This is a genomic window from Aureimonas sp. CAS, assembly GCF_059838215.1.
In genome coordinates this window covers 683,427-706,623 of record NZ_CM187563.1, presented here as the reverse complement: position 1 = coordinate 706,623, position 23,197 = coordinate 683,427, and the positions used below count along the sequence as shown (strand labels likewise).

18 protein-coding genes, 1 tRNA gene and 1 pseudogene are annotated in these 23,197 nt (G+C 68.2%); 11 read left to right on the top strand and 9 right to left on the bottom strand.

Translation table 11 applies throughout. The annotated features are described in order from the left end of the window. Positions 1 to 265: 265 nt before the first annotated feature. The 7 genes from selB to fdnG form a co-directional block, all read right to left on the bottom strand. The gene (gene selB / locus AC6R2M_RS03210) at positions 266 to 2,200 is read right to left on the bottom strand and encodes a selenocysteine-specific translation elongation factor (protein WP_500485435.1); all 1,935 of its coding nucleotides are present in this window, start codon (positions 2,198 to 2,200) and stop codon (positions 266 to 268) included. Next, a complete protein-coding gene (locus AC6R2M_RS03205; RefSeq protein ID WP_500485433.1) occupies positions 2,197 to 2,976 on the bottom strand; it encodes a tetratricopeptide repeat protein in 780 nt (259 codons plus the stop codon). Before AC6R2M_RS03205 ends, selB begins: the two co-directional genes overlap by 4 nt. Then, on the bottom strand, positions 2,976 to 4,376 hold the full coding sequence (selA, locus tag AC6R2M_RS03200) for an L-seryl-tRNA(Sec) selenium transferase (RefSeq protein ID WP_500485432.1): 1,401 nt from the start codon (positions 4,374 to 4,376) through the stop codon (positions 2,976 to 2,978). The genes AC6R2M_RS03205 and selA overlap by 1 nt, the downstream gene beginning before the upstream one ends. Positions 4,377 to 4,450: 74 nt before the next feature. Further along, positions 4,451 to 5,368 (bottom strand): formate dehydrogenase accessory protein FdhE, encoded by a 918-nt coding sequence (fdhE, locus tag AC6R2M_RS03195; RefSeq protein ID WP_500485431.1) that lies wholly within the window; start codon positions 5,366 to 5,368, stop codon positions 4,451 to 4,453. A gap of 125 nt (positions 5,369 to 5,493) precedes the next feature. Beyond that, on the bottom strand, positions 5,494 to 6,222 hold the full coding sequence (locus tag AC6R2M_RS03190; protein ID WP_500485430.1) for a formate dehydrogenase subunit gamma: 729 nt from the start codon (positions 6,220 to 6,222) through the stop codon (positions 5,494 to 5,496). Further along, complete coding sequence (gene fdxH / locus AC6R2M_RS03185; protein ID WP_500485429.1) at positions 6,219 to 7,193, bottom strand: formate dehydrogenase subunit beta; 975 nt, start codon at positions 7,191 to 7,193, stop codon at positions 6,219 to 6,221. The genes AC6R2M_RS03190 and fdxH overlap by 4 nt, the downstream gene beginning before the upstream one ends. 13 nt (positions 7,194 to 7,206) lie before the next feature. Continuing rightward, on the bottom strand, positions 7,207 to 10,287 hold the full coding sequence (fdnG, locus tag AC6R2M_RS03180) for a formate dehydrogenase-N subunit alpha (protein ID WP_500485428.1): 3,081 nt from the start codon (positions 10,285 to 10,287) through the stop codon (positions 7,207 to 7,209). A 252-nt stretch (positions 10,288 to 10,539) separates the two neighbouring features. Between fdnG and selD the strand changes: the two genes are divergently transcribed. The 7 genes and pseudogenes from selD to AC6R2M_RS03145 all read left to right on the top strand — a co-directional run bounded on the left by selD (position 10,540) and on the right by AC6R2M_RS03145 (position 16,024). Then, positions 10,540 to 11,607 (top strand): selenide, water dikinase SelD, encoded by a 1,068-nt coding sequence (gene selD / locus AC6R2M_RS03175; protein ID WP_500485427.1) that lies wholly within the window; start codon positions 10,540 to 10,542, stop codon positions 11,605 to 11,607. Between the two features lie 77 nt (positions 11,608 to 11,684). Beyond that, entirely contained in the window at positions 11,685 to 12,479 is a 795-nt protein-coding gene (locus AC6R2M_RS03170) for a hypothetical protein (protein WP_500485426.1), read from the top strand. 261 nt (positions 12,480 to 12,740) lie between these two features. Then, a tRNA-Ile gene (locus AC6R2M_RS03165) sits at positions 12,741 to 12,816 on the top strand. A gap of 373 nt (positions 12,817 to 13,189) precedes the next feature. Further along, positions 13,190 to 13,693, top strand: coding sequence for an XF1762 family protein (locus tag AC6R2M_RS03160; RefSeq protein WP_500485425.1), 504 nt, complete (start codon positions 13,190 to 13,192; stop codon positions 13,691 to 13,693). Positions 13,694 to 13,831: 138 nt separating this feature from the next. Continuing rightward, positions 13,832 to 14,881 carry a DUF5677 domain-containing protein gene (locus AC6R2M_RS03155; protein WP_500485424.1) on the top strand — a complete coding sequence of 350 codons (1,050 nt, stop codon included), beginning with the start codon at positions 13,832 to 13,834 and terminating at the stop codon, positions 14,879 to 14,881. A gap of 204 nt (positions 14,882 to 15,085) precedes the next feature. Then, a pseudogene (locus AC6R2M_RS03150) lies at positions 15,086 to 15,385 on the top strand (ABC transporter ATP-binding protein); the annotation flags it as partial. A gap of 285 nt (positions 15,386 to 15,670) precedes the next feature. Further along, entirely contained in the window at positions 15,671 to 16,024 is a 354-nt protein-coding gene (locus AC6R2M_RS03145; protein WP_500485423.1) for a RidA family protein, read from the top strand. A 246-nt stretch (positions 16,025 to 16,270) separates the two neighbouring features. Here the strand turns inward: AC6R2M_RS03145 and AC6R2M_RS03140 are convergent, their stop codons facing one another. Further along, positions 16,271 to 17,698, bottom strand: coding sequence for an ATP-binding protein (locus AC6R2M_RS03140; RefSeq protein ID WP_500485421.1), 1,428 nt, complete (start codon positions 17,696 to 17,698; stop codon positions 16,271 to 16,273). Then, on the bottom strand, positions 17,695 to 18,420 hold the full coding sequence (locus AC6R2M_RS03135) for a response regulator (protein ID WP_500485419.1): 726 nt from the start codon (positions 18,418 to 18,420) through the stop codon (positions 17,695 to 17,697). The genes AC6R2M_RS03140 and AC6R2M_RS03135 overlap by 4 nt, the downstream gene beginning before the upstream one ends. Before the next feature lie 255 nt (positions 18,421 to 18,675). Between AC6R2M_RS03135 and AC6R2M_RS03130 the strand changes: the two genes are divergently transcribed. From AC6R2M_RS03130 to AC6R2M_RS03115, 4 genes are read left to right on the top strand one after another with little or no spacing between them, the layout of a single operon-like run. Beyond that, positions 18,676 to 19,143, top strand: a complete 468-nt coding sequence (locus tag AC6R2M_RS03130) for a (2Fe-2S)-binding protein (RefSeq protein WP_500485417.1) — start codon at positions 18,676 to 18,678, stop codon at positions 19,141 to 19,143. A gap of 10 nt (positions 19,144 to 19,153) precedes the next feature. Beyond that, complete coding sequence (locus AC6R2M_RS03125; protein ID WP_500485415.1) at positions 19,154 to 21,463, top strand: xanthine dehydrogenase family protein molybdopterin-binding subunit; 2,310 nt, start codon at positions 19,154 to 19,156, stop codon at positions 21,461 to 21,463. Positions 21,464 to 21,492: 29 nt separating this feature from the next. Beyond that, positions 21,493 to 22,446, top strand: a complete 954-nt coding sequence (locus AC6R2M_RS03120) for an SDR family oxidoreductase (RefSeq protein WP_500485413.1) — start codon at positions 21,493 to 21,495, stop codon at positions 22,444 to 22,446. 10 nt (positions 22,447 to 22,456) lie between these two features. Beyond that, the gene (locus tag AC6R2M_RS03115) at positions 22,457 to 23,185 is read left to right on the top strand and encodes a class I SAM-dependent methyltransferase (protein ID WP_500485411.1); all 729 of its coding nucleotides are present in this window, start codon (positions 22,457 to 22,459) and stop codon (positions 23,183 to 23,185) included. The last annotated feature ends 12 nt before the right edge of the window (positions 23,186 to 23,197 follow it).

The following is a 23,197-nucleotide window of genomic DNA, read 5'->3' as shown; positions in this document are numbered from 1 at the left end:
GGCACCCGACTGGGAGCACGACGCCTCGTGGGTGGACCCGCGCGACCCGTCATCGCCGACCGGGCACGGCCGTGCCGGCATCGGCGTTTCGCCGTCATCGCCGCGGTAGCGCCTCTTCAAGACGGAGGTCTGGAGCGATAGAGGCGCACGGCGCGGGACGGCAGACGCCGTCATTGAAGTCAGGGCGCCCACCGAGGACGATTCTCTTCCACTCCGAGACGCAGCGTCGCGGCCTCCCGGCTCCATCGCTCGGGCGAGCGCTCCGTCAACCCGAGCCATGATCGCCGAACAGATCGAGACGATGCGGATTCAGCCGGCGCAGGTCCCCCTTGCGGATCGTCAGGCCCTGGCGGTCGAGGAATTCGAGGATCTGGATGGCGACCTTGCGGCCGTTGTCCAAACGGTCGCGCAGATCCGCGGCGGTGAAGTCGCCGCCCGGAGCGCGCTCGGCCACGTCGCGCAGGATCGCCACGATCTCCCCGACCACGGGGCGCGGAAAGAAGTGATCATTGGCGATCTCGTGGACGAGCCCCATGCGCCCGACGCTTTTCAGCATCCGCCGCATGTCGGGCTCGGCGACCCCGAGTTCCCCAGCGAGATCGCGCGTGCGCGGCGGGCGGAACCGCTCGGCGCCCAATAGCCGGGGCTCCACCTGTCTCCAGAGCGCTTCGTCCGCCGCGGACAGCTTCGCCTCGTGACCGGCAAGACGCACCCAGGCGCCGTCGAGGACGATGGCTCCCTCGGCGCGAACCGTCGCGAGTGCGCCGCGAAAGGTCGAGGCCGAAAGCCGTGTGGCCAGCCCGAGCCGCAGCCGCTCGATGCCGATGCCCGGCAAATCCGGATGCTCGTCGTGATGTTCCGCCAGCCGCGCCAGAAGGTCCTGCCGAAACGCGCGCCATCGGCCTTCGCGCATCACGGTCGTCCCCGCGCCGCGATCGATCCGCGTCAGGCCGAGGTCGCCGGAGATGCGACCGATCTCGTCCTCCGACAGGCCGTGATCGCGGCCGAAGGCGTCGAGATCGACGTGGAAGGGCGGGGTGTCGAGAAGCGCCGCGAGCGCCTCCCGCGGCGAGTGGGTATCCAGAGCCGCGAGCTGCGCCAGCCGTTCAGGACTGCGCCGCTTTCGCGCGGGGGCGCGCAGATCGAGGAAGCGCCCTCCCCCGATCGTGCGCTGCGCCGAGGTGTCGCGCAAGACGAAACGGTCGAAGCTCACGGCCGCGATCGGACGCTCCAGCACGAGCTGGACATGCGCGCGGGCGCCGGGCTGCACCGGCTCGCCGAGAAGGACGATGCGGGCCGCCACCTCCGCCGCCGCATGATGCAGGCGCACCGGAAACCACTGTCCGACGGCCCGCTTCTCGGACGGCAGCAGGCGGAAGGAGGCGTCGATCCGGTCCGTCGGGGCGTGAAGCGCGGGATCGAGCACCATGTCTCCGCGATGGACCGCTCCCCGCTCGATGCCCTCGCCGGCAAGGTTCAGGGCGCAGCGATCGCCGGCGACGCCCTCCTCCGCCTTGCGGTCCTGCGCATGGATCGAGCGCACGCGCGCGGCGAGCCCGGCCGGGGCGATCCTGACGGTATCGCCGACGCGCACGGCGCCGGACAGGACCGTGCCGGTGACGACGGTCCCCGCACCGGCGAGGACGAAGGAGCGGTCGACGGACAAGCGGAAGCGGCCCGAGTGCAGGCGCTGCGGAAAAGCGGCCGCCTCGTCCGACAGGCGCGCGCGCAGCGCCTCGACGCCCTCGCCCGTCACGGTCGAGACGGGATGGATGGCGATGCCTTCGAGCGAACTGCCCTTCAGGAGTTCGGCGAGTTCGTCCCGCACCGCCGCCACTCGGTCGGCTGAGGCGAGATCGGTCTTGGTCAGCGCGACGAGGCCCCGCGAGACGCCGAGGAGATCGAGGATCGCCAGATGTTCGCGGGTCTGCGGCATGATGCCGTCATCGGCGGCGACGACGAGAAGCGCGACGTCGATACCGCCGGCGCCCGCCAGCATGGTGTGGACGAAGCGCTCGTGACCGGGAACGTCGACGAACCCCACGCGGCGTCCCGACCCCAGGTCCCGATAGGCGAAGCCGAGATCGATGGTGATCCCGCGTTCCTTCTCCTCCTTCAGCCGGTCGGTCTCGACGCCCGTGAGCGCACGCACGAGAGAGGTCTTGCCGTGGTCGATATGACCGGCGGTGCCGACGATCACGGCTTGATCCCGGCCAGGGGTTCGCGGGCAAGGCGCTCGGCCCGGAGGCGGTCCTCTTCGGACAGACCCTCGCGCGCGGGCCGGATGAAGTTCTGCGCCAGGGCCGAGCCGCCGGCCCGGGCGCGCAGGAGCCAGGACAGCGCCTCCACCGGATCGCGCGCCGTGCCGGCGCCGGTCAGAAGCGCCGCGCCGAGCATCGCCTGCCCGTCCGCATCGTCGAGAAGCGCGGCGCGGCGCCACCAGCGCGCCGCTTCCGCCGGGTCGCGCGGCGTGCCGAGCGCATTGTGGTGAAGATTGCCGAGGCGCGTCATGGCCGTCGCGACGCCCTGCGCGGCGGCCTTCTCGGCCAGATCGCGCACCTCGGCGATGTCGTCCAGACCGCGCTCCAACAGCATCCAGCTCAGCATGTCCTGCGCCGGCCCGTCGCCGGCCTCGGCCGCGAGGCGATAGAGGCGCATCGCCTCGATGTCGTCCTGCGGCACGCCGTCGCCGCGAAAGTAGAGCGCGGCGAGATTGCGCCGGCCGACCGGATCGCCGGCTTCGGCCGAAAGCTTCAGCCATTTGTAGGCGAGCGCCGGGTCGGCTTCGACGCCGAGTCCCTCGGCGAAGGCCGCGCCGATATTGTTCTGCGCGCGCGGATGGCCGGCGCGCGCGAGCGGTTCCCAGGCGGCGAGCGCGGCGGCGTAGTCCTCGCGCCGGGCGGCTTCCAGGGCCTGCGCCATCACGGCTTCGTCTCTCGAGGGCGCGGCGCCGCGCAGTCGCTCGAACCAGCCCATCAGGCCGCTCCATTTCCCAAAGCGCCGAGATTGGCGAGGAAGGCGTCCTCGTCCTCCAGGCAGCGCAGGTCGAGGATCAGCGCGCCGTCGGCGATCCGCCCGATGACGGGCCGCGGCAGCGCGCGGAGCGCGGCGGCGAGACGGTCGAGCGCGCGGCCGCTGTCGCTCGTCGAGCGGATGGCGAGCCCCGCCGAGGGGACCGTGTCGGTCGGCAGCGCGCCCGAGCCGATCTGGCTCTGGCACTCCGCGACCTCGACCGAAAAGTCGCCGCCGAGGGACTGCGCGACCGGGCCGCGCATCCGCTGCGCGAGAGCGGCGATCTCGTCGCGCTCGCGCGACAGAAAGCGCAGCGTCGGCAGCAGTTCGGCGAGCCGGCCGGGATCGCGATAGAGCTTCAGGGTCGCCTCCAAGGCGGCGATGCGCATCTTGTCCAGCCGCAGCGCGCGCTTCATCGGGTTGCGGTTGATCGTCGCGATGAGATCCTTCCGCCCGACGATGAAACCGGCCTGCGGACCGCCAAGGAGCTTGTCGCCGGAGAAGGTGACGAGGTCGGCGCCCTCGGCCACGGCCTCGGCGACCGTCGGCTCGCGGCGCATGCCGAAGCGCGACAGATCGAGAAGCGTGCCCGAGCCCAGATCGTTGACGAAGGGAACGCCCGCCGCCCGCGCGATCCTCGACAGCTCGGGTCCATGGACCTCCTTGGTGAAGCCCTCGATCCGATAGTTCGAGGTGTGGACCTTCATCACGAGGCCGATGCCGGGTTCGCCCAGCGCCGCGTGGTAGTCCTTTTCGTGCGTGCGGTTGGTCGTGCCGACCTCGATCAGGCGGGCGCCCGCGCGCGCCATGATGTCGGGCATGCGGAAGGCGCCGCCGATCTCGATCAGTTCGCCGCGAGAGACCACGGCTCCCTCGCCCCGACCGGCCAGAGAGTTCAGGACGAGAAGGACGGCGGCCGCGTTGTTGTTGACGCTGGTCGCGTCCTCCGCCCCGGTCAGCTCGCACAGAAGCGCGCGCAGATGGTCGTCGCGCTCTCCGCGCCCTCCGCTTTCCAGGTCGAATTCGAGCGCCACCGCCTCGCGCATCGCGCTCGACGCGGCCTCGATCGCGACCTCCGCCAGCTGGGCGCGGCCAAGATTGGTGTGAAGCACGGTGCCCGTGAGATTGAAGACCGGGCGGAGCGAGGCGCGGTCGGCCGCCTTCAGATCGTCCGCAGCGCGGGCGACGATCGGGTCCGGTCCCGTCGCGTCCTCGCCCTTGCGAAGCCGTTCGCGCTCCTCCCCGAGCGCGACGCGCAGAGCCTCGACGGTGCGGGCATGGCCGAAGCTGCGGACGAGTTCGGCCCCGGCGGACGAGCGCAGCAGGACATCGACGGAGGGCATGGCGCGCAGGGCGGCGGTCATGGGAGGAGCCCTTCGGCCGCGACCGATGTCCGACATTCGCGGCGATACGCCGCCGGCGACAGCGCCCCCACCGCTCAGTACCCGGCGAGGAACGGGTTGAAGGCGCCGCGGCGGAACTCGGTGCCCTGCATCAGGAGATCGACGCCGAGGCTGCCGACGTCGTCGGCCATCGGCTCGAAGCCGGAATCCTTCTGCTGGTTGAAGATCTTCACGTAGGACCGGCAGTTCTCGCAGGTCTCCGCCTTGATCGTGCCCGGGCCGCCCTCGATCTCCTGGTATTTGATGCCGCCGGTGGACGAGCAGAGCACGCATTTGATGCGGACATGGTGCCAGTAGGTCGAGCAGAGCGAGCAGACGCAGTAGCGCGCTCCGCCGGCCTGCGGCCAGCCGACGATGACGGAGCCGAGCGGCGCGCCGCCGCAGGACGGGCAGACGCCGTCGCCGACCGCCTTCAGATCGCGCTCGGGCAGCATGGACGCGGCCCGCACGAACTGCACCTGCAGGGCGGCCGCGACATAGACGTGCTCGGCCATCGCCTCGACGGGCAGCGAGTCCGCCAGGACATGGCCGACCATGGCGCCGAGATCGGAGACGCCGGCGTTGCGCACCCGCTCCAGCGCCTTCGACGCCGCCGCAGGCTGATCGATGGAAGCGGCTTCCGAAAAGAGAGCGTCCGTGATCCTCGAGAAGGTCTCGCCGACGCGAAAGTTCGAGCGGTCGAGCGGCGGCATGCCGTGCTCGATGGCGCGGGCGACGGCGGACTCGTCGTGCGGCGCCTGTTCCCCGAGGCTTTGCGAGACGCGGCCCTGCGCCGCGACCAGCTTTGCGAGGAAGCCGATATAGGGGCCGATGCCGGTCTCGCCGGAGAGGCGCTCGAGCCGCGCCGCGCGGCGCTCGAACAGCGTTTGGGGAACGGGAACCCGCGCGAAGGGAATCGTGCGGGCCTCGCCGATCGCCGTCGGGTCGCCCTCGATGGGAATCCTGCGTGCCATGTCAAACCTCTCTTCGAACCGGACCGGCCACCGGACGGGACCCGTTCAGACGGTCCGTCCGCAAACGAAAGAGGGCGGCTGGCGCCGCCCGCTTTCTCGTTTCAAGGCGCCCTCGGCGTGCCCCGCTACTCGGCGGGCGTCGCCGTGCCGCCGCGGCTGTGGTGCCCCTCGGCATCCTTGGGCTTGGGCTCGCGCGCTAGGGCCTTGTACCACTTGCGATGGTGCCGATAGGCCCAGCCGCCGGTCACCTTGCCCGTCGTCATGGCGCTCAGCGTGCCCTTCACCCAGTAGGACGCGTAGACGTGCATGATCCAGACGCAGATGATCGCGACCGCCGAGATGGCATGGATCAGCACCGCCCAGCGACGCTGCTCCACCGTCAGATATTCGGCGAAGTAGCGCTCCCAGATGGCGAGGCCCGTCACGATCAGGACGAGGATCAGGATCGACATCGCCCAGAAGACGAACTTCTGGCCGGCATTGTACTTGCCGATCTCGGGCAGCTTCTCCTCGTCGCCCTTCAGGACGTCGCCGATCTGCGCCACCCACTGCGCATCCTCCTTCTTGGGCAGGTTCAGGCGGAAGAAGCGCACGAACAGCCAGGCGAAGGAGAAGAACAGTAGGACGCCGATCCAGGGATGGATCGCCCGCGTCCACTGACCGCCCCCGAAGAGGCCGGTCAGGAAGAACAGCGACGGGTGGAACAGGGCGAGGCCCGACAGCGCCAGCGCGATCAGCGCGAAGGCGGTGACCCAGTGGTTGATGCGGGCCGCGCGAGTGTAGCGCTTGACGGTCACCGGGGTGCCGACGTTCAGAACGTCACCCCGGTCGATCTCGGGATTGCGGCGTGTCACGGCCGGTTCTCTCCCTTGGCTTCGGCCGATCCGCGACCGTTGGTCTTGGCGATCTTGGCCGCTTCCTCCTCGTCATGCTCGGAGACGCTGTTGCGACCCGAGATCGCGATGTGCAGCACCGAAGCCGCCGCCGCGAAGCCCATGACCGCGAGGCCGGCATATTTGGTGACGCCCTTCCACGCCTCGACCAGCGGCGAGATGCGCGGATTGTCCGGCAGTCCCGCGTAGATCGACGGCTTGTCGGCGTGGTGCAACACGTACATGACATGCGTGCCGCCGACGCCCGGCGGGTCGTAGAGCCCCGCATTGGCGTAGCCGCGCGACTTCAGATCCTCGATCCGCTCCGCCGCGTGCGCCTTCATGTCCGCCTTGGTGCCGAAGACGATCGCCTTGGTCGGGCAGGCCTTGGCGCAGGCCGGGCCCTGGCCGACCGCGATGCGGTCCGAGCACAGCGTGCACTTGTAGGAGCGGTTGTCGACGTTGGAGATGCGCGGGATGTCGAAGGGGCAGCCCTTCACGCAATAGCCGCAGCCGATGCAGTTCTCCTTCACGAAGTCGACGACCCCGTTGGAGTACTGCACGATCGCACCCGGCGCCGGGCAGGCCTTGAGGCAGCCCGGGTCGGCGCAGTGCATGCAGCCGTCCTTGCGGATGAGCCATTCGAGATTGTCCGTCTCGGGGTTCACCCACTCGGTGAAGCGCATCAGCGTGAAGGTGTTCGGCGTCAGGTCGTGCGGGTTGTCGTAGACGCCCACATTGACCCCGACCTCCTCGCGAAGGTCGTTCCACTCGAGGCACGCCGACTGGCACGCCTTGCAGCCGATGCACTTCGACACGTCGATGAGCTTGGCGACCTCCTCCAGCTGACGCGCCGGGGTGGGCACCGAGGATGCGGACCGCCGGATGTAGTCCTGCGGTCCCATCAGGTACTCGACATTCTCGTCGACGGGAGGATTGACGTTGATGGTCATGGCCGATCCTCCCTTACGCTGTCGCCGGACCGGCGGAGGGTTCGATGTTCACGAGGAACGCCTTGAACTCCGGGGTCTCGATATTGGCATCGCCGACGAAGGGCGTCAGCGAGTTCGGGCCGAAGCCGTTGCGCGTCTTGCCCTGGAAGCCCCAGTGCAGCGGGATGCCGACGATGTGGACGGGCTTGCCGTCGCAGATCAGCGGCTTGATGCGCTTGGTCACCACGGCCTTGGCGTGAACCTCGCCGCGCTTGGACCAGACGCGGACCCAGCCCCCCTTGTCGATGCCCTTCTCGGCCGCGAGCTCCTCCGATATCTCGACGAAGAATTCCGGCTGGAGAACGGCGTTCACCCAGACGTGCTTCGTCCAGTAGTGGAAGTGCTCGGTCAGACGGTAGGACGTCGCCGCATAGGGGAACTCCGACGCGTCGCCGAAGCTGTCGCGGTCCGCCTCGAAGATGCGGGCCACCGGGTTGCCGCGCACCGCCGGGGCGATGACGTTGACGACCGGAGACTCGAACGGCTCGTAGTGCGACGGGAACGGACCGTCCCGCATCATGCCCCGGGTGAAGAGACGCGACTGCCCCTCCGGGTTCATGATGAACGGGCCGACATCCTGCGGACGCGAGGTCGGCGGAATGTCCGGCACGTCGTAGCCGGTCCAGCGCTCCCCGTCCCACTGGATGAGCGGGCGGGAAGGATCCCACGGCCGCCCGTTGATGTCGCAGGAGGCGCGGTTGTACAGGATGCGGCGGTTCGCCGGCCAGGAGAAGGTCCAGTTCGGATAGGCGCCGGTCGCGTCGGGATCGGCGTTGTCCCGCCGCGCCATCTTGTTGCCCTCCTCCGTGTAGGAGCCGGAATAGATCCAGCAGCCCGCGGCGGTGGAGCCGTCGTCGCGCAGCGCCGCAAAGCCCGGCACCTGCTTGCCGGCCTCCAGGAGCTTCTTCGACGGATCGTTCGGGTCGGCGACGTCGGAGACGGCGTAGCCGTTCATCTCCATCGCCAGCTCGTTCGCCGTCGGGTCCTCCGGGTCCGCATAGGGCCAGTGGAGGTCGCGGATGGCGTCCGGGAAGACGCCGCCCTCTTCGGCATAGAGCTTCTTCAGGCGCAGGTGGATCTGGGCCATGATCCAGGTGTCGAGGCGCGCCTCGCCCGGCAGGTTCTGTCCCGGCCAGTGCCACTGGAGCCAGCGGCCCGAATTGACCAGCGCGCCCTCGTCCTCGGCGAAGCAGCTCGTGGGGAGCTGGTACACCTCGGTCTGGATGGAGGCCGTGTCGACGTCGTTGTACGCGCCGTGGTTCTCCCAGAAGCGCGACGTCTCCGTCTCCAGCGGGTCCATGATCACGAGATAGTCGAGCTTCGACAGCGACCGCGTGATCTTGCCGCGATCGGGGAAGGACAGAAGCGGGTTGAAGCCCTGGCAGAAATAGCCGTGCATCTGCCCCTGGTCCATCATCTCGAAAGCGCGAAGGACGTCGTAGGCCGGCACGTCGAGCTTGGGCAGATAATGGTAGGCGAAGTCGTTCTCGGGCGTCGCGGCCGAGCCCCACATCGCCTTCATGAAGGAGACGAAGAACTTCGGATAGTTCTGCCAGTACGAGACCTGGTTCGGCCGCAGCGGCTTGAAGCCGCGGGACGAGATGTAGGTGTCGTAGTCGACCTCGCGCTCGGTCGGGATGTTGAGGTAGCCCGGAATCAGGTTCGACATCAGGCCGATGTCGGTCAGACCCTGGATGTTGGAGTGGCCGCGAAGGGCGTTCATGCCCCCGCCGCGCACGCCGATATTGCCGAGAATGAGCTGCAGCATCGCCATGCAGCGGATGTTCTGCGAGCCCTTGGAGTGCTGCGTCCAGCCGAGCGCGTACATCGACGTCATCGTCTTCGTCGGGCTCGAGCATTCCGAGATCATCTCGGCGACCTTCAGGAACGAATCCTTCGGCGTGCCGCAGATGCGCTCCACCATCTCGGGCGTGTAGACCGAGATGTGCTCCTTCAGCATGTTCCAGACGCAGCGCGGGTTCTGCAGCGTTTCGTCGGTGACGACGTAGCCGTCCTCGCCGATGACGTAGTCCCACGTCGAGCGGTCGTATTCGCGCTTCTCCGGATCGTAGCCCGTGAAGAGCCCGTCCTGATAGGCGAAGCCGTCCTTGATCAGATAGGCGGCGTTGGTGAAGGCGCGCACGTAGTCCCACTGCACGCGATCATTGTCGATGCAGTACTTGATGACGCCGAGCAGGAACGCGATGTCCGAGCCCTGGCGGATCGGCGCGTAGAAGTCCGACACCGAGGCCGAGCGCGTGTAGCGCGGATCGACGACGATGAGTTTCGCGCCACGGTTGGCCTTCGCCTCCGTGACCCATTTGAAGCCGCAGGGATGCGCTTCGGCGGCATTGCCGCCCATGATGACCACGAGATCCGTGTTCCGAATGTCGGTCCACGAGTTCGTCATTGCACCACGACCGAAAGTTGGGCCCAGACTGGACACCGTGGGGCCGTGTCAGACTCTCGCTTGGTTGTCGAAAGCCACCATGCCTGTGGAGCGCACGACCTTGTAGGTCGCGAACGCGGTCTCGTTGGTCGTGGCCGAAGCCGCGAGGAAGCCGGTCGTCGTCCAGCGGTTGACGGGCACGCCGTCCATGTTCCGCTCGATGAAGTTGGCGTCGCGGTCGGTCTTCATCCGCCGGACGATGCCGTCCAGCGCCTCGTCCCAGGAAATCTCCTCGAACCGGTCGCTGCCTGGACGGCGCACCTTCGGGTGCGTCAGGCGGGTCGGCGCCTTGATGAAGTCGAGCAGCGCGGCGCCCTTCGGGCACAGCGTGCCGCGATTCGTCGGGTGATCGACGTCGCCTTCCAGATGGACGACCTTCGCCGTGCCTTCGGCCAGATCACCCTTCGAGTAGAGGATGACGCCGCAGGCCACCGAGCAGTAGGGGCAGGTGTTGCGCGCTTCGGTGGTCGCCGCCAGCTTGTAGGGCCGAAGGCCCTCCACGAAGGCCGCTTCCGCCTCTCCGAAGCCGAAGGCTCCGATCGTCGTTGCCGCGACACCCACGCCCGCACCCTTCAAGAAGGTGCGCCGTGAGAGTTCCATGTTCATCCCGCGAACCTCCCTGACGCCGTATGGTTAGCCTGACTCTTGCGCAGTCGGCGCCGATGCTAGATTGGATACATTCCAAAGTCAAAACGCGCGGGCGGCCTTTCGCCTATCGAAAACGCCATTGTGACAGAGGCTTGGCGCCCGATCCTCCACCAGCGACGGGAGGGTGGGCGCGGACCTTGCGGCTGCGCTCAAAAGCGGCATCCTGCCCTTCGGCAGGCAGGAGCCCGCGAGGCGAAGGAGGAAGAGGCCATGGACACGATCGACCGCCCGAGCGAAGCCGCCCCGCGCCTGACGAGCCTTGCCCATGGCGGAGGATGCGGCTGCAAGCTCGCGCCCGGCGTCCTTGAGGACCTTCTGTCGCACCAGCCCGTCGCGGGGCCGTTCGAGCGGCTTCTCGTCGGCAACGAGACCGCCGACGACGCGGCCGTCTGGGACCTCGACGGCGAGACCGCCATCATCGCGACGACCGACTTCTTCATGCCGATGGTGGACGATCCGCACGCCTTCGGGCGGATCGCGGCGACCAACGCGATCTCCGACATCTACGCCATGGGCGGACGGCCGATCATGGCGCTCGCCATTCTCGGCATGCCGGTGGACAAGCTGGACACCGGCACGATCCGGCGCATCCTGGAAGGGGGCGCCTGGACCTGCGGCGAAGCGGGCATCCCCGTCGCGGGCGGCCATTCGATCGACTGCCCGGAGCCGGTCTACGGGCTCGCCGTCATCGGCACCTGCCCGAAGGCGCGGCTGCGCCGCAATTCGGACGCCAAGGCCGGGGACCGGCTGATCCTCACCAAGCCGCTCGGCGTCGGCATCTATTCGGCAGCCTTCAAGAAGGGGAAGCTCCCGGACGATGCCTATGGGGAGATGATCGCCTCCACGACGCGGCTGAACGCGGTCGGCATGCGGCTCGCCGAGCGGACGGAGGTTCACGCCATCACCGACGTGACGGGCTTCGGCATCCTCGGCCACGGGCTGGAGATGGCGCGCGCCTCGAACGTGCGGATCCGGCTCGACCTCTCCGCGCTGCCCTTCTTCGGCCGGGCGCGGGCGCTCAGCGAGGCGGGTTTCGTGACGGGCGCCTCGCACCGCAACTGGGCGAGCTACGGCGCGGAGATCGACTTGCCCGCGGACCTCGCCGAGACCCGCCGTCATCTTCTGACCGACCCGCAGACCTCGGGCGGCCTTCTGGTCTCCTGCGCGCCGGACGCGGCCGACGCCCTGCTCGCGCTCGTGCACGAGGGTGGCGATGCGGGCGCCGCGATCGTCGGCGAGGTGGCCGAGGGCGAGCCCGGCATCGAGGTCCGCGCCTGAGACACGGGAACGCCTCGCGCGTTCAAGATGTTTGCCGCCTGTATGGCCGCAAGACGAAACCGGTGGAGGAGCCAAGCATGTCCAGAACCCTGATCGGCGCGAGCGTGGCCGTGCTTCTCGCTTCGAGCGCGCTGGCGCAGCAGGCGGCTCCGCCGCCTCCGACCGAGGGAAACATCCCGGCGGCGGCCAACGAGACGATGCCCCCGCAGCCCGAGCCGTTCGGGGGCGACGTCAATGCGAGCGACGGCACGCCGGCCAGCGGCCCCGCCGATGCGTCGGCATCCGCCCCCGGTGCCGAGCCCTCCCCCGCCGATACGCCGTCGGCGGACATGCCGACCGAGGGCACGTCGGCGCCGCCCGTGCCGACGACCGGGCCGGATGCGGTTCCCGAGCGCGCCGACGGCGCGGCGGACGCGGCCTCGCTGCCGCAGGACGCGATGCTGCCCGGATGCGAGCCGGCGAACGGGCCGTCAGTCTCCGAGACCCAACCCGTCGAGGGTGCGGATTCGGGAACGGCGCCGGGCGGCTCGGGCTCCTCCGGCTGGACGGGCGGCCTCGGCGGCTCGGATATCGGGACGAGCCAGGCCGAGCCGCTTCCGACCTCCCTCGTCCAGGCCCCGCACCCGGAGGTGGCCAGCGGCCTCGATCCGATCTCGGGCGAAACCGCCGTGACCGGCCCTGCCTCGCCCCCGCCCCCGGTGGAGGAGCCCGCGCCGGCGGCCGAGGAGGAAGAGGTCGAACTCGCGCAGGCCCACTCGCCCTCCGGCGAGAACACGCCTTCGGCGGAGGCCGACATGGTGCCGCCCGCGACGAACGCGGAGCATCTGCAGCAGCCGAACACGGAGGCGCGAAGCTCGGCAGATCCCTGCTGATGAGGCCTCAAGGGCGCTCCGGATCGGCGCGCCTCGACGGGAGAGCCTGCGGCCCGATCGCAGCAATGGAAGCCGATCGGCACCGGCGACGAGGTCGGTTCCCCGCGCCCCCGTTCATCGCCCGTCCGATCGGCGCGCAGGCTTGAGGGGCGTTGCCCCATAGGCTAGACGATCGGCACGGGGTTTATGGACCTTCGAGCGGCGACCGGACGGAACGCCGCGATCGTGAGCGGCGGCGTCGAAGACCGGCCGCACGAGGTGGGGCCTGTAGCTCAATGGTTAGAGCCGGCGGCTCATAACCGCTTGGTTGCAGGTTCGAGTCCTGCCGGGCCCACCAACCGCATTTTTTGCGGCAAAATACATCAATAAAATCAATGACTTATAAATCCGCAAAAGCCTCTATCCAGAGGTTTTGGGGGTATCGAAAGCGCCGGTTGCCCCCGCGTTCGAGTCCCGCGTTACCCCTTGTGACTTATTGGGGAGTAACGCCGGGGGTGACGTCTGAAGCAAATTAGTCAACCCGTTCCGACACTTAGACGTTGGAGTATAGTGATCTGAGGCCCAAGTCGGAAGCAAGTATTGCAGTCTGACGGTTGCGGGTTCGCGTCCTAAACGTTGCGGATGCGAGTCCTGCAATTATTAGATGTACGCGTTACAATCAACTATTTGTTGAGCGACCCATCCATCATGTATAGTGTCCGTTCTACATAATGATGATTGGGATCGGTATGCGAATCACAAATAGCGCTCGCGGTGAATACGTCCGACTTCGCATCGTTCCACTAGAGTTGCGGGAGGCCAACGCCACTGTGAACGCGTGGCACCGGCACCACAAGGCGTGCCAAGGGCACCGCTTCTCATTGGGCGTAATCGACGACTGCGGTGTTGTACGAGGAGCGTGCATCGTTGGCCGACCAGTTGCCAGAATGGCGGGCAGTCCTAAACAATTTCTCGAAGTCACAAGGCTTGTGACTGATGGCACAAAGAATGCGTGCTCTATGCTCTATAGCGCGGCGGCAAGGGTTGGGCGGGATTTGGGGTACAAACGCATACAGACATACATATTAGCCGATGAAGAGAGTGGAATTAGTTTGGTTGCATCTGGGTGGGAATGCGAGGGGAAAGCCGGGGGGGGGGGGGGGGGGGGGGGGGGGGCGGACAGTGGAAACACACAGATGGTAAGCCAAAGAGATCCGATCAGCCAATCGGCCTGAAGACGCGATGGAGCAGATCATTGAATACTCGGACGCCAATTTCTGTTTCGCTCCCGACACCCATGAACGACAATGAGGATGGTGCTATGAGTCCTTGGGAGATTCTGTTGCGTCGCGTCCTAGCTTCATAAGGATTCCATGCTCCCGCTAACTGGCGAAAATCTCCCCGAAATCGAACGAACCAAAGTCGATGCTGACGAGATGGCATCCTTTGCGCGTGAAGACGATTTCACGGGGCTTGCTGTCGATCTGATGATTGAAACCGGCAGTTGGGCGTGCCTAGCCGCGTCCACGATGGGTGAAAACAAGGTATGGGATCGGGACCGAGCCGCCGTGTGCGGCAATATGGTTCGGCTCTACAAACTGATCCACACCGTACTCGATCAGACTACGCAAAAGCGGCAAGAGTCGGCATTCATTTTTGCACGGCTTGTTTTCGAGACGTTGGTCAATATCCGATACATGGTTCAGCATTTCGATCCGAAACTGATCGACGAATATGTAAGATACTCGCTCCGCCACGAGCGCAAGCTGCGAGATCGTGTGATGAGCAACGTAGCGGCCCGCAACGGCATTATGCTTCCAATCGAAGACCGAATGCTCAAGTCCATAGAGCGATCCGCTACCGCAGCACAGGTCTCATTGGATGATGTGGATCTCAGCCAGAAGGGCCCCTGGGGCGGCAAGAACCTATTCGATAAGGCCGAAGCAGTTGGCCTCGGCGACGCTTATCTGGGGGCCTTTGCCGGTCCTTCACATAGCGTTCACGGAAACTGGCATGAGATTTACTCCAACCACGTCGAGTGGGACGAAAACGGCGGTTATACGCCAAACCTCGAATGGCAGTATCCTAGACCGCAGGTTCTCTTTGCTCTATGCACACTGACCACAGAGACGCTTGCGATCTTTTTCGAGTTCATGTGTGGTGAGCAATGGGACGCCTTGTTGGTGAACCGCTTTCCGACTTGTTCGATCGCGTGGCGCTGGCGACTAATGCCCATGAAACGTATCTTCACGGGAAACAATGGCCAGAGATTTGACTTAACCAGTTTCGGGTTCATTATATTGGGGGTATCCATAGGGGTATCGCGAGTTTTGAACCCAAAAAAGTCAACGGAATCAAGGGTATATGGGGGACCCCGGGCCCACCATACGCCCTTTGCGGCAAGACGCTTGCGACCACGTTAGCCGAGAACGTTGGGCTTCCGCGTACACACGGGATGCGGCGCACGTAGCCCTGGTATTGGCAGAGTGGCTTCACCTTCCAGCTTCGGATCCCGTTTAGGTTCCGCGAATCCTTCGGGCGAACGCCCGTCCGAGCTCCGATCGAACCGGTCCCGGCAAAGGAAGGGCAACGCCAGGCGCTACACGACAGCGCTCCTGGCCGCGATCTATCTCTTCATCAGCCACGACATGGCGGTCGTGGAACGGATCAGCCACCGTGTCGCGGTGATGTATCTCGGCGAGATCGTCGAGATCGGCCCCCGCCGCTCCGTCTTCGATACGCCCCGGCACCCCTATACCCGGCGGCTGATCGAGGCCGTGCCGCTGCCCGATCCGACGAGGCGCGGATCGTTGCCTCCTCGCCTCTCGGAGGAGCTGAGGAGCCCGTTGCGCCCGCTCGACTATGTCCCGCCGCAGCGGCAGTACGAGGAGGTCTCCCCCGGCCACTTCGTCCAGCGAGCCGCTTGAGGAATGGATGCGGCACAGCCACTCGATCGAGGAACGGCACGCACGGCAACGAGGTCCTTCTCGGCTGGAAAGCGGGCCGAAGCCTGTGGACGCGAGGGCAGCGAACGGCCCATTCGATGGCGCCGGCCTCGCCGTCCGTCTATGGGGCAGACGCCCGCTGGTGCCGGGCGGACGATGACCACCGGCGGCCGGGAAAGCCGCCCATCAAGGCCCGTTCAGGCCATCACGGTCGCGGCCGGCGGGAACGTCCCGGCACGAGCTCGGATCGACAGACAGGAGAACGACATGACGACGAACATCACCCGCTTCCAGACGGGCAAGCGCATGAGCCAGGCGGTTCTGGCGGGCAACACGCTCTATCTTGCCGGTCAGGTCGCCGATGACGGGAAGGCGACGCTCGAGGAGCAGACCCGCCAGGTGCTCGCCAAGATCGACGCGCTCCTCGCCGAAGCCGGCACCGACAAGTCGCGGCTCGTCGCGGTCAACGTGTTCCTTCCCAACATCGCCGATTTCGACGCGATGAACGTCGTCTACGACGCTTGGGTCGATCTCTCCAACGCGCCCGCCCGTGCCTGCATCGAGGCGCGACTCGCCGACCCCGACCTTCGCGTCGAGATCACCGCCGTCGCAGTGCTCTGAAGCTCGGCGAGCCGCCTCGTCGTGCTCTGAAGCTTAGCGCACCGCCCCGTCGTGCGGGGCGGCTCGCCTGTTCACGGCTCGCGAACGCGGCCGAATGCGATCTGCCGGCATGGGCGATTGCAGCCGACGCTCGCCTCGAACGCCATACGCTGAAGAACTCGGTCGAGGCGAAACCGCCCAGTCGTTCCTCGCGACCGGGCGGCATAGATGCTGCGCCGGGCGAGACCATGACGGCCTCGGCCTCCTTCACACCGGGAGGATGACGGCGGCCCTCAGGCCCGGCGAGCGCTGAGAGAGGACGATGTCGCCGCCGTGCTGGCGGGCGACGGCCCTGGCGATCGAAAGGCCGAGCCCGATCCCGCCCGTGTCGCGCGAGCGCGATTCCTCCAGCCGGACGAAAGGCGAGAAGACCTCCTCGATCCGGTCCACCGGAATGCCGGGACCGTCGTCCTCCACCAGAATCTGGACGGCGCCCTGCACTTCCACCAGCCGCACCTCGGCCGAGCCGGCATAGCGCACGGCGTTTTCGACGAGGTTGCGGATGGTGCGCCGCAGCCCGTCGGGCCGGCAGCGATAGTCGATCCGCTCGCCGGCTTCGAAGCGGACGGGCTGGCCGAGTTCGACCAGATCCTCGCAGACGCTTTCCACCAGCGCCGTCAGGTCGATCGTGCGCGTCTCCTCGGGCGTGTTCTCCTGGCGGGCGAGCGAGAGCGTCGCCTCCGTCATCGCCTGCATCTCGTCGATCGTGTCGAGCATGCGCTCCTGAAGCTCGGCGTCCTCGACCAGTTCGGCCCGCAGCCGCAGCGTCGTCAGCGGCGTGCGCAGATCATGGCCGATGGCGGCCAACATGCTCGTGCGGTCGGCGACGAAGCGATGCAGGCGCTGCTGCATGAGATTGAAGGCTTCCGCCGTGCGGCGGATGTCGTCGGGTCCGCAGGTGTCGATCGGGCGCACGGCCTCGCCCCGGCCCAGCGTCTCGGCGGCTCGGGTCAGCTCGCGCAGGGGGCGGGCGAAGCTGCGCGCCATCATCACGCCGACGATGGAGACGAGAACGGCGGTGAGGGCCAGCGAGAAGGGCAGATGCGTCGCCCAGATCGTCGGCTTGCTCTTGTAGTGCGCGACGTTGAGCGCGCGACCGTCGCTCAGCGGAACGACGATGCCGGCGCCGTTTCCCTCGGCGAAGTCGAGCGAGCGCGTTCCGGCCGGCAGGTTCGCGCCGCCCGTCCCGCCGCCGGTCCACTCGGCGCCCGAGACGAAGAGCTTCGGCTTCGCGTCGTCGGGGATCGGCGTATAGCGCGGGACGTCGCTCGCCACTGCCTGTTCCACCGTGCCGTTCAGAAGGTCGCGCAGCGGCGTCTGGAAGCGATGGAACGCGTCTTCCGCCCAGGGCACGAGCGCGCGCGCAGGCTCGGCCGAGATCCAGAAGCGGGTGTAGTCGGTGCCGTTGACGCGGGCGATGTCGTCCTCGATCCCGTCCGGCACGGTCTCCACCAGCCGCGCCACCGCCTCGGCGCGGCTGGCGAGCTCGGCGCGCGCGGTGGCGTGCATGTCAGAGCGGAACTTGTGCCAGGCGATGGTGAGGCCGATCGACTGCGAGACGAAGAGCGCCGCGAGCATGGCGGCGAGGAGCTGGATCGACAGGCTCCTGCGCCAGAAGGTGCGAAGGTCGGTCATGTGGCGGAGACCTCCGGCATGAAGCTGTAGCCTCCGCCGCGATGCGTCTGGATGATGACCGGGTTCTTCGGGTCGGCCTCCACCTTGCGGCGCAGCCGGCTCACCTGGTTGTCGATCGAGCGGTCGAAGGGATCGGCCTCGCGCCCCACCGTCATGTCGAGGAGCTGGTCGCGCGTCAGGACCATGCCGGGGTGATCGACGAAGACCTTCAGGAGCCGGAACTCGGCGGTGGAGAGCGGAACGCCGACGCCGTCCTCGCCCTGAAGCTCGCGGCGGCCGAGATTCAGCACCCAGCGGTCGAAGCGCATGAGGCCCGCCTGCCGGGCGGCGCGCTGCGGCGGCAGGCTGTTCGACCGGCGCAGCACCGCCTTGATGCGGGCGAGAAGCTCGCGCGAGGAGAACGGCTTGACGAGATAGTCGTCGGCCCCGAGCTCGAGGCCGATCACGCGGTCCGTCTCGTCGGCGCGCGCCGTCAGGAAGATGATCGGCACGCCCGAGCCCGAGCCCGCTCGAAGGTCGCGGCAGAGCGTCAGCCCATCCTCGCCCGGCATCATGATGTCGAGCACGACGAGATCCGGCGCGCCGCGCTCCACGAGGCGCCGCAGCGCCGCGCCGTTCTCGGCGGTCGAGACGCGGTAGCCCTGCTGCTGGAGATAGCGGCCGACGAGGTCGCGGATGTCGCGATGGTCGTCGACGACGGCGATGTGGGGCACGGTCTCCATGATCGGCCTTCGGTGGGTCGGGTCGTCCCTCTTTCATACGCGGTCCCATGCGCGATGGCCCGCACGAAACTGTATCGAACTGTATCAGCCCCGCCGGTGCGGCGGGCTCTGCGGCCCGCACCGATACAAAACGATACAGGCCGGGACATCCCCGGCACGAGCCTGTGACAGGGCGCGTCTAGCTTGACCCTTGCAAGCAGCCGGCCCCTTCCGTTCCCCCCGAAGCCGCGCTGCCCGAACCGCAAGGGAGGCGTCATGGTCGCTCTCACCGTCAATGGCGAAACCGTCGAGGTGGACGCGCCGAACGACAAGCCGCTGCTCTGGGTCCTGCGCGAGGATCTGGACCTGCCGGGCGCCAAATACGGGTGCGGCATCGCGCAGTGCGGAGCCTGCCGCGTCCTGATCGACGGCCGATCGACACCCTCCTGCGCCGTCACGCTCGGCAATCTGGAGGGCGCCTCGATCACCACCGTCGAGGGCCTGCTGGGGCCGGACGGCACGCTCTCGCACGCCCAGCAGGCGTGGATCGACGAACAGGTCCCGCAATGCGGCTTCTGCCAGCCGGGCTTCCTGATCGCGGCGACCGATCTTCTCGATCGCAATCCGAACCCGACGGACGAAGAGATCGACGAGGCTATCACCAACATCTGCCGCTGCGGGACCTATCCCCGCATCCGTCGGGCGATCCACCGCGCCGCCGCCGCGGCGTGCGCCGCGGCCTGAGGAGAAACGCATGGCCCCTCTCCTCTCCCGCCGCACCTTCCTTTTAACCGGTGCCACGCTCGGCGGCACGGCCCTCGTCGCCGGCATCGCCGGTGCCGGATACCTCGCCGGCGTCGACGTCGACGGCCTCGCCGGACGGGCGGAGGGCGAGAACGCGGTCCTCAACGCCTTCCTGACGATCCACGACGATGGCCGGATCGTCGTTCAGGTGCCACGCGCCGAGATGGGTCAGGGCATCCACACGGGCCTCGCCATGCTCGTCGCCGAGGAGCTCAACGTTCCGTTCGACGAGCGGGTGAGCGTCGCCTTTCCGACCGAGGCGCACCCGGCCTACTCGAACTGGTCGAACGTCCTGCAAGTGCGGCCCGAGGAGGCGAGCGGCCCGGTCGCGTGGACGGCACGGCGCTTCTTCGGCCGGCTCGGCTTCATCAACACCGGCGCCTCGGCCTCGACGATGGGCCTCTGGCATCCGATGCGCGTCGCCGGAGCGTCCGCGCGCCACATGCTCGTCGCGGCCGCGGCCGCACGGCTCGGCGTCCCCGCCTCGCAGCTGACGACCGGCGACGGCTTCGTGCGCCATGCGCCCTCCGGCGTCGAGCTCTCCTACGGCGACCTCGCCCGCGAGGCCGCGATCCTGCCGCCGCCGCGCGATCCGCAGCTCAAGACCCCGGACAAATGGCGGGTGATCGGGCGCTCCCAGCCGCGCGTCGACATCCCCGCCAAGGTGCGGGGCGAGGCCGCGTTCGGCATCGATGTCTCCTTGCCCGACATGCTCTTCGCCGCGATCCGCCATGCGCCGGTCTTCGGCTCGGGCGTCGAGCGGGTGCGCAATGAAGCCGCCATCCGCGAGCGGCCCGGAATCCTCGACCTCGCCGTCGTGAACGGACGAAGCGTCGCGATCGTCGCGGACTCCTGGTGGCGGGCCGAGCAGGCCGCCTGGCTTCTCGACGTAGAATGGACGCGGACGGAGGCGGACGGCGTGTCCTCGGCCGAAATGTCGGCGCGCCTGCGATCCGCGCTCGACACCGCCGAGCCCTATGAGAATCTGAACGAAGGCGACGTTCGAGCCGCGCTCCAGGAGCCGGCCGCGACGGTCGTGCAGGCCGACTACGAGGTGCCCTTCGTCGCCCATGCCTGCATGGAGCCGATGAACGCGACGGTCCTGATCCGGGAGGACGAGACCGCCGAGGCATGGGTGCCCTCGCAGGGGTCGGTGAACATTCGGGTCGGGGTCGGGACAGGCGCCGGCTGGGCCGGAATCGAGCCGGCTTCGGTCACGGCCAATGTCACGTTGAGCGGAGGCGCCTTCGGCCGGCGCAGCGACCAGGACGTGGTGGCGGAGGCCGCCTTCCTGGCGGCGCGGCATCCGGGAAGGCCGGTGAAACTGATCTGGTCGCGCGAGGAGGACATCTCGCGCGGCCTCTTCCGAAGCCATGCGGCGGCGCGCCTTCACGCGCGGCTCGGAGACGACGGGCTGCCCGTCGCCTACGACGCGCGGGTCGCCGCCCAGTCGATCATCCAGTCCGTCGCCAGCCGCAACCTTCCCTTCACGCCCGGCGCGGACGGGGACCGGCTGACCGTCGAAGGCCTCGAAAAGCACCATTACGCCATTGCCCACCGGCGGGTGCGCAGCCAGGACGTGCCGAGCCACATGCCGATCGGGCTCTGGCGCTCCAACGGCTACTCCTACAACAATTTCTTCGCCGAGAGCTTCATCGACGAATGCGCCGGCCGGACGGGGATCGACCCGCTCGACTACCGGCGCCGCCTCCTGACGGACAGCCCGCGTCATCGCGCCGTTCTCGACCGCGCGGCCGAGATCGCGGGCTGGGGCGCGGCCATGGCGCCCGGCCGCGGACGCGGCATCGCGATCGAGGACTGCTACCGGAGCGTCGTCGCACAGGTCGCCGAGGTGACCGTCGCCGACGACGGCGAGATCCGCGTCGACCACGTCTTCTGCGCCATCGACGTCGGCACGGTCGTCAACCCGGACGCGGTCGTCGCGCAGATGGAGGGCGGCATCGTCTTCGGCGTCAGCGCGGCCTTGATGAACGCGATCACGCTTCGGGACGGCGCGGTCATCGAGTCCAATTTCCACGACTTCCCGGTCCAGCGCATCGCCGACGCGCCGGCCATCACGGTCTCGATCGTGGAGAGCGCCCTGCCGCCCGGCGGGGCGGGCGAGCCCGGCATCGTGCCCGTCGCCGCCGCCATCGCCAACGCCATCCACGCCGCGACCGGGCGCCGCCTGCGCTCGCTCCCCCTCGCCCGGACCGAGACCATCGGCGAGCGCCGCACGCGCTCGGTCCTCACCGCCTGACAGCCTCATCCCACGAAAGGATCAGACCCATGACGCCATCCTGGACCATCGCCGACATGCCCTCGCAGGAGGGACGCACGATCGTCGTCACCGGAACCGGCGGCCTCGGCTTCGAGACCGCCCTCGCCTTCGCGCGCGCCGGAGGCGACGTCATCCTGGCGGGCCGCGACCCGAAGAAGGGCTTCGAGTCTGTCACTCACATCCGCCGCGCCGTGCCGGACGCCATCGTCGCCTTCGAGCCGCTGGACCTGGCGGACCTCGCCTCGGTCGCGGCCTTCGGCAAGCGGCTGGCCTCCCGCCGCTACGCCGTGGACGTTCTCGTCAACAATGCCGGGCTGATGACGCCGCCGCGCCGCGAGACGACGGCGGACGGCTTCGAGCGGCAGTTCGGCGTCAACTATCTGGGCCATTTCGCGCTGACCGCCCATCTGCTGCCCCTGCTCCGGCAGGCCCGCGCGCCTCGGGTGGTGACCCTTTCCAGCATCGCGGCGCGCCAGGGCTGGATCGACTTCGACGATCTCCAGGCCGAACGGCACTACAAGCCGATGCCGGTCTACGCGCAGTCCAAGCTCGCCTGCCTGATGTTCGCGCTCGAACTGCAGCGGCGGAGCGAGGAGGCCGGATGGGGCGTGACGAGCCTCGCGGCCCATCCCGGCGTCTCGCGCACCAACCTCCTGCACAACGCGCCGGGCCGCTTCAGCCCGCAGGGCGTGGTGCGCTCGGCGCTCTGGTTCCTGTTCCAGCCGGCCGCGACCGGCGCGCTGCCGACGCTCATGGCCGCGACAGAGCCCTCCCCCCGCGCGCCCTATTACGGCCCGACCGGCCTCCTCGGCCTACGGGGAGCCCCCGGCGCGGCGCCGGCCCCCTCGCGGGCGCTGGAGAGCCATGTGGCGCGCAAGCTCTGGGACGTCTCGGAGGACCTCACCGGCGTGCGCTTCGGCGAAACGCCCTGGTACGCCCGCAACGCGCTGCGGGTGGCCTGAGATGGAACCGATGGCCCCTCTCGTCGCCGGTATCGCGGTTCTCAACACCGTCGGCCTCTTCGTCGCCGCCTTCGCCGAGCGGGTCTCGCCGCGCTCGCGCGCGAGGCCCTTGCGCCGACGGGTTACGCAGACGCGCGAGCGGGCGTCGGAGCTTCTACGCTTCCTGCGGGCCTGGCTACACGCCCCCTTGCGGATCGCTTCGGTCGCTCCGTCCGGCCGGGCGCTCGCCCGGCTGATGACGGCCGACATCTCGGCCGCGACCGGCCCCGTGATCGAGCTCGGCCCGGGAACCGGCCCCTTCACCCGCGCCCTCCTCGACAAGGGCGTGCGCGAGGCGGATCTGGCTCTCGTCGAGTTCGAGGAGAGCTTCGCGCGCGAGCTCTCGCGGACCTTCCCCGAGGCGCACACGATCGGCATCGACGCGGCGGCGCTGGGCACGATCGAACTCTTCGGCGGGCGTCCCGCCGGGGCGGTCGTCAGCGGCCTTCCGCTCCTCGCCATGCCGGAGAGACAGGTCGAGGCGATCCTGCGCGCCGCCTTCGGCAAGCTCGAGCCGGACGGCGTCTTCCACCAGTTCACCTATGGCCCGACCTGCCCTGTTCCGCCCCGTGTGCTCGACCGTCTCGGCCTTCGCGCCGAACGCATCGGCTGGACGCTCGCCAACCTTCCGCCCGCCACGGTGTACCGGCTGAGACGAACGGCGCAGTCCTTCGCGACCGATCGCTCGCCATTTAGATAAGAGGTCGCTCCA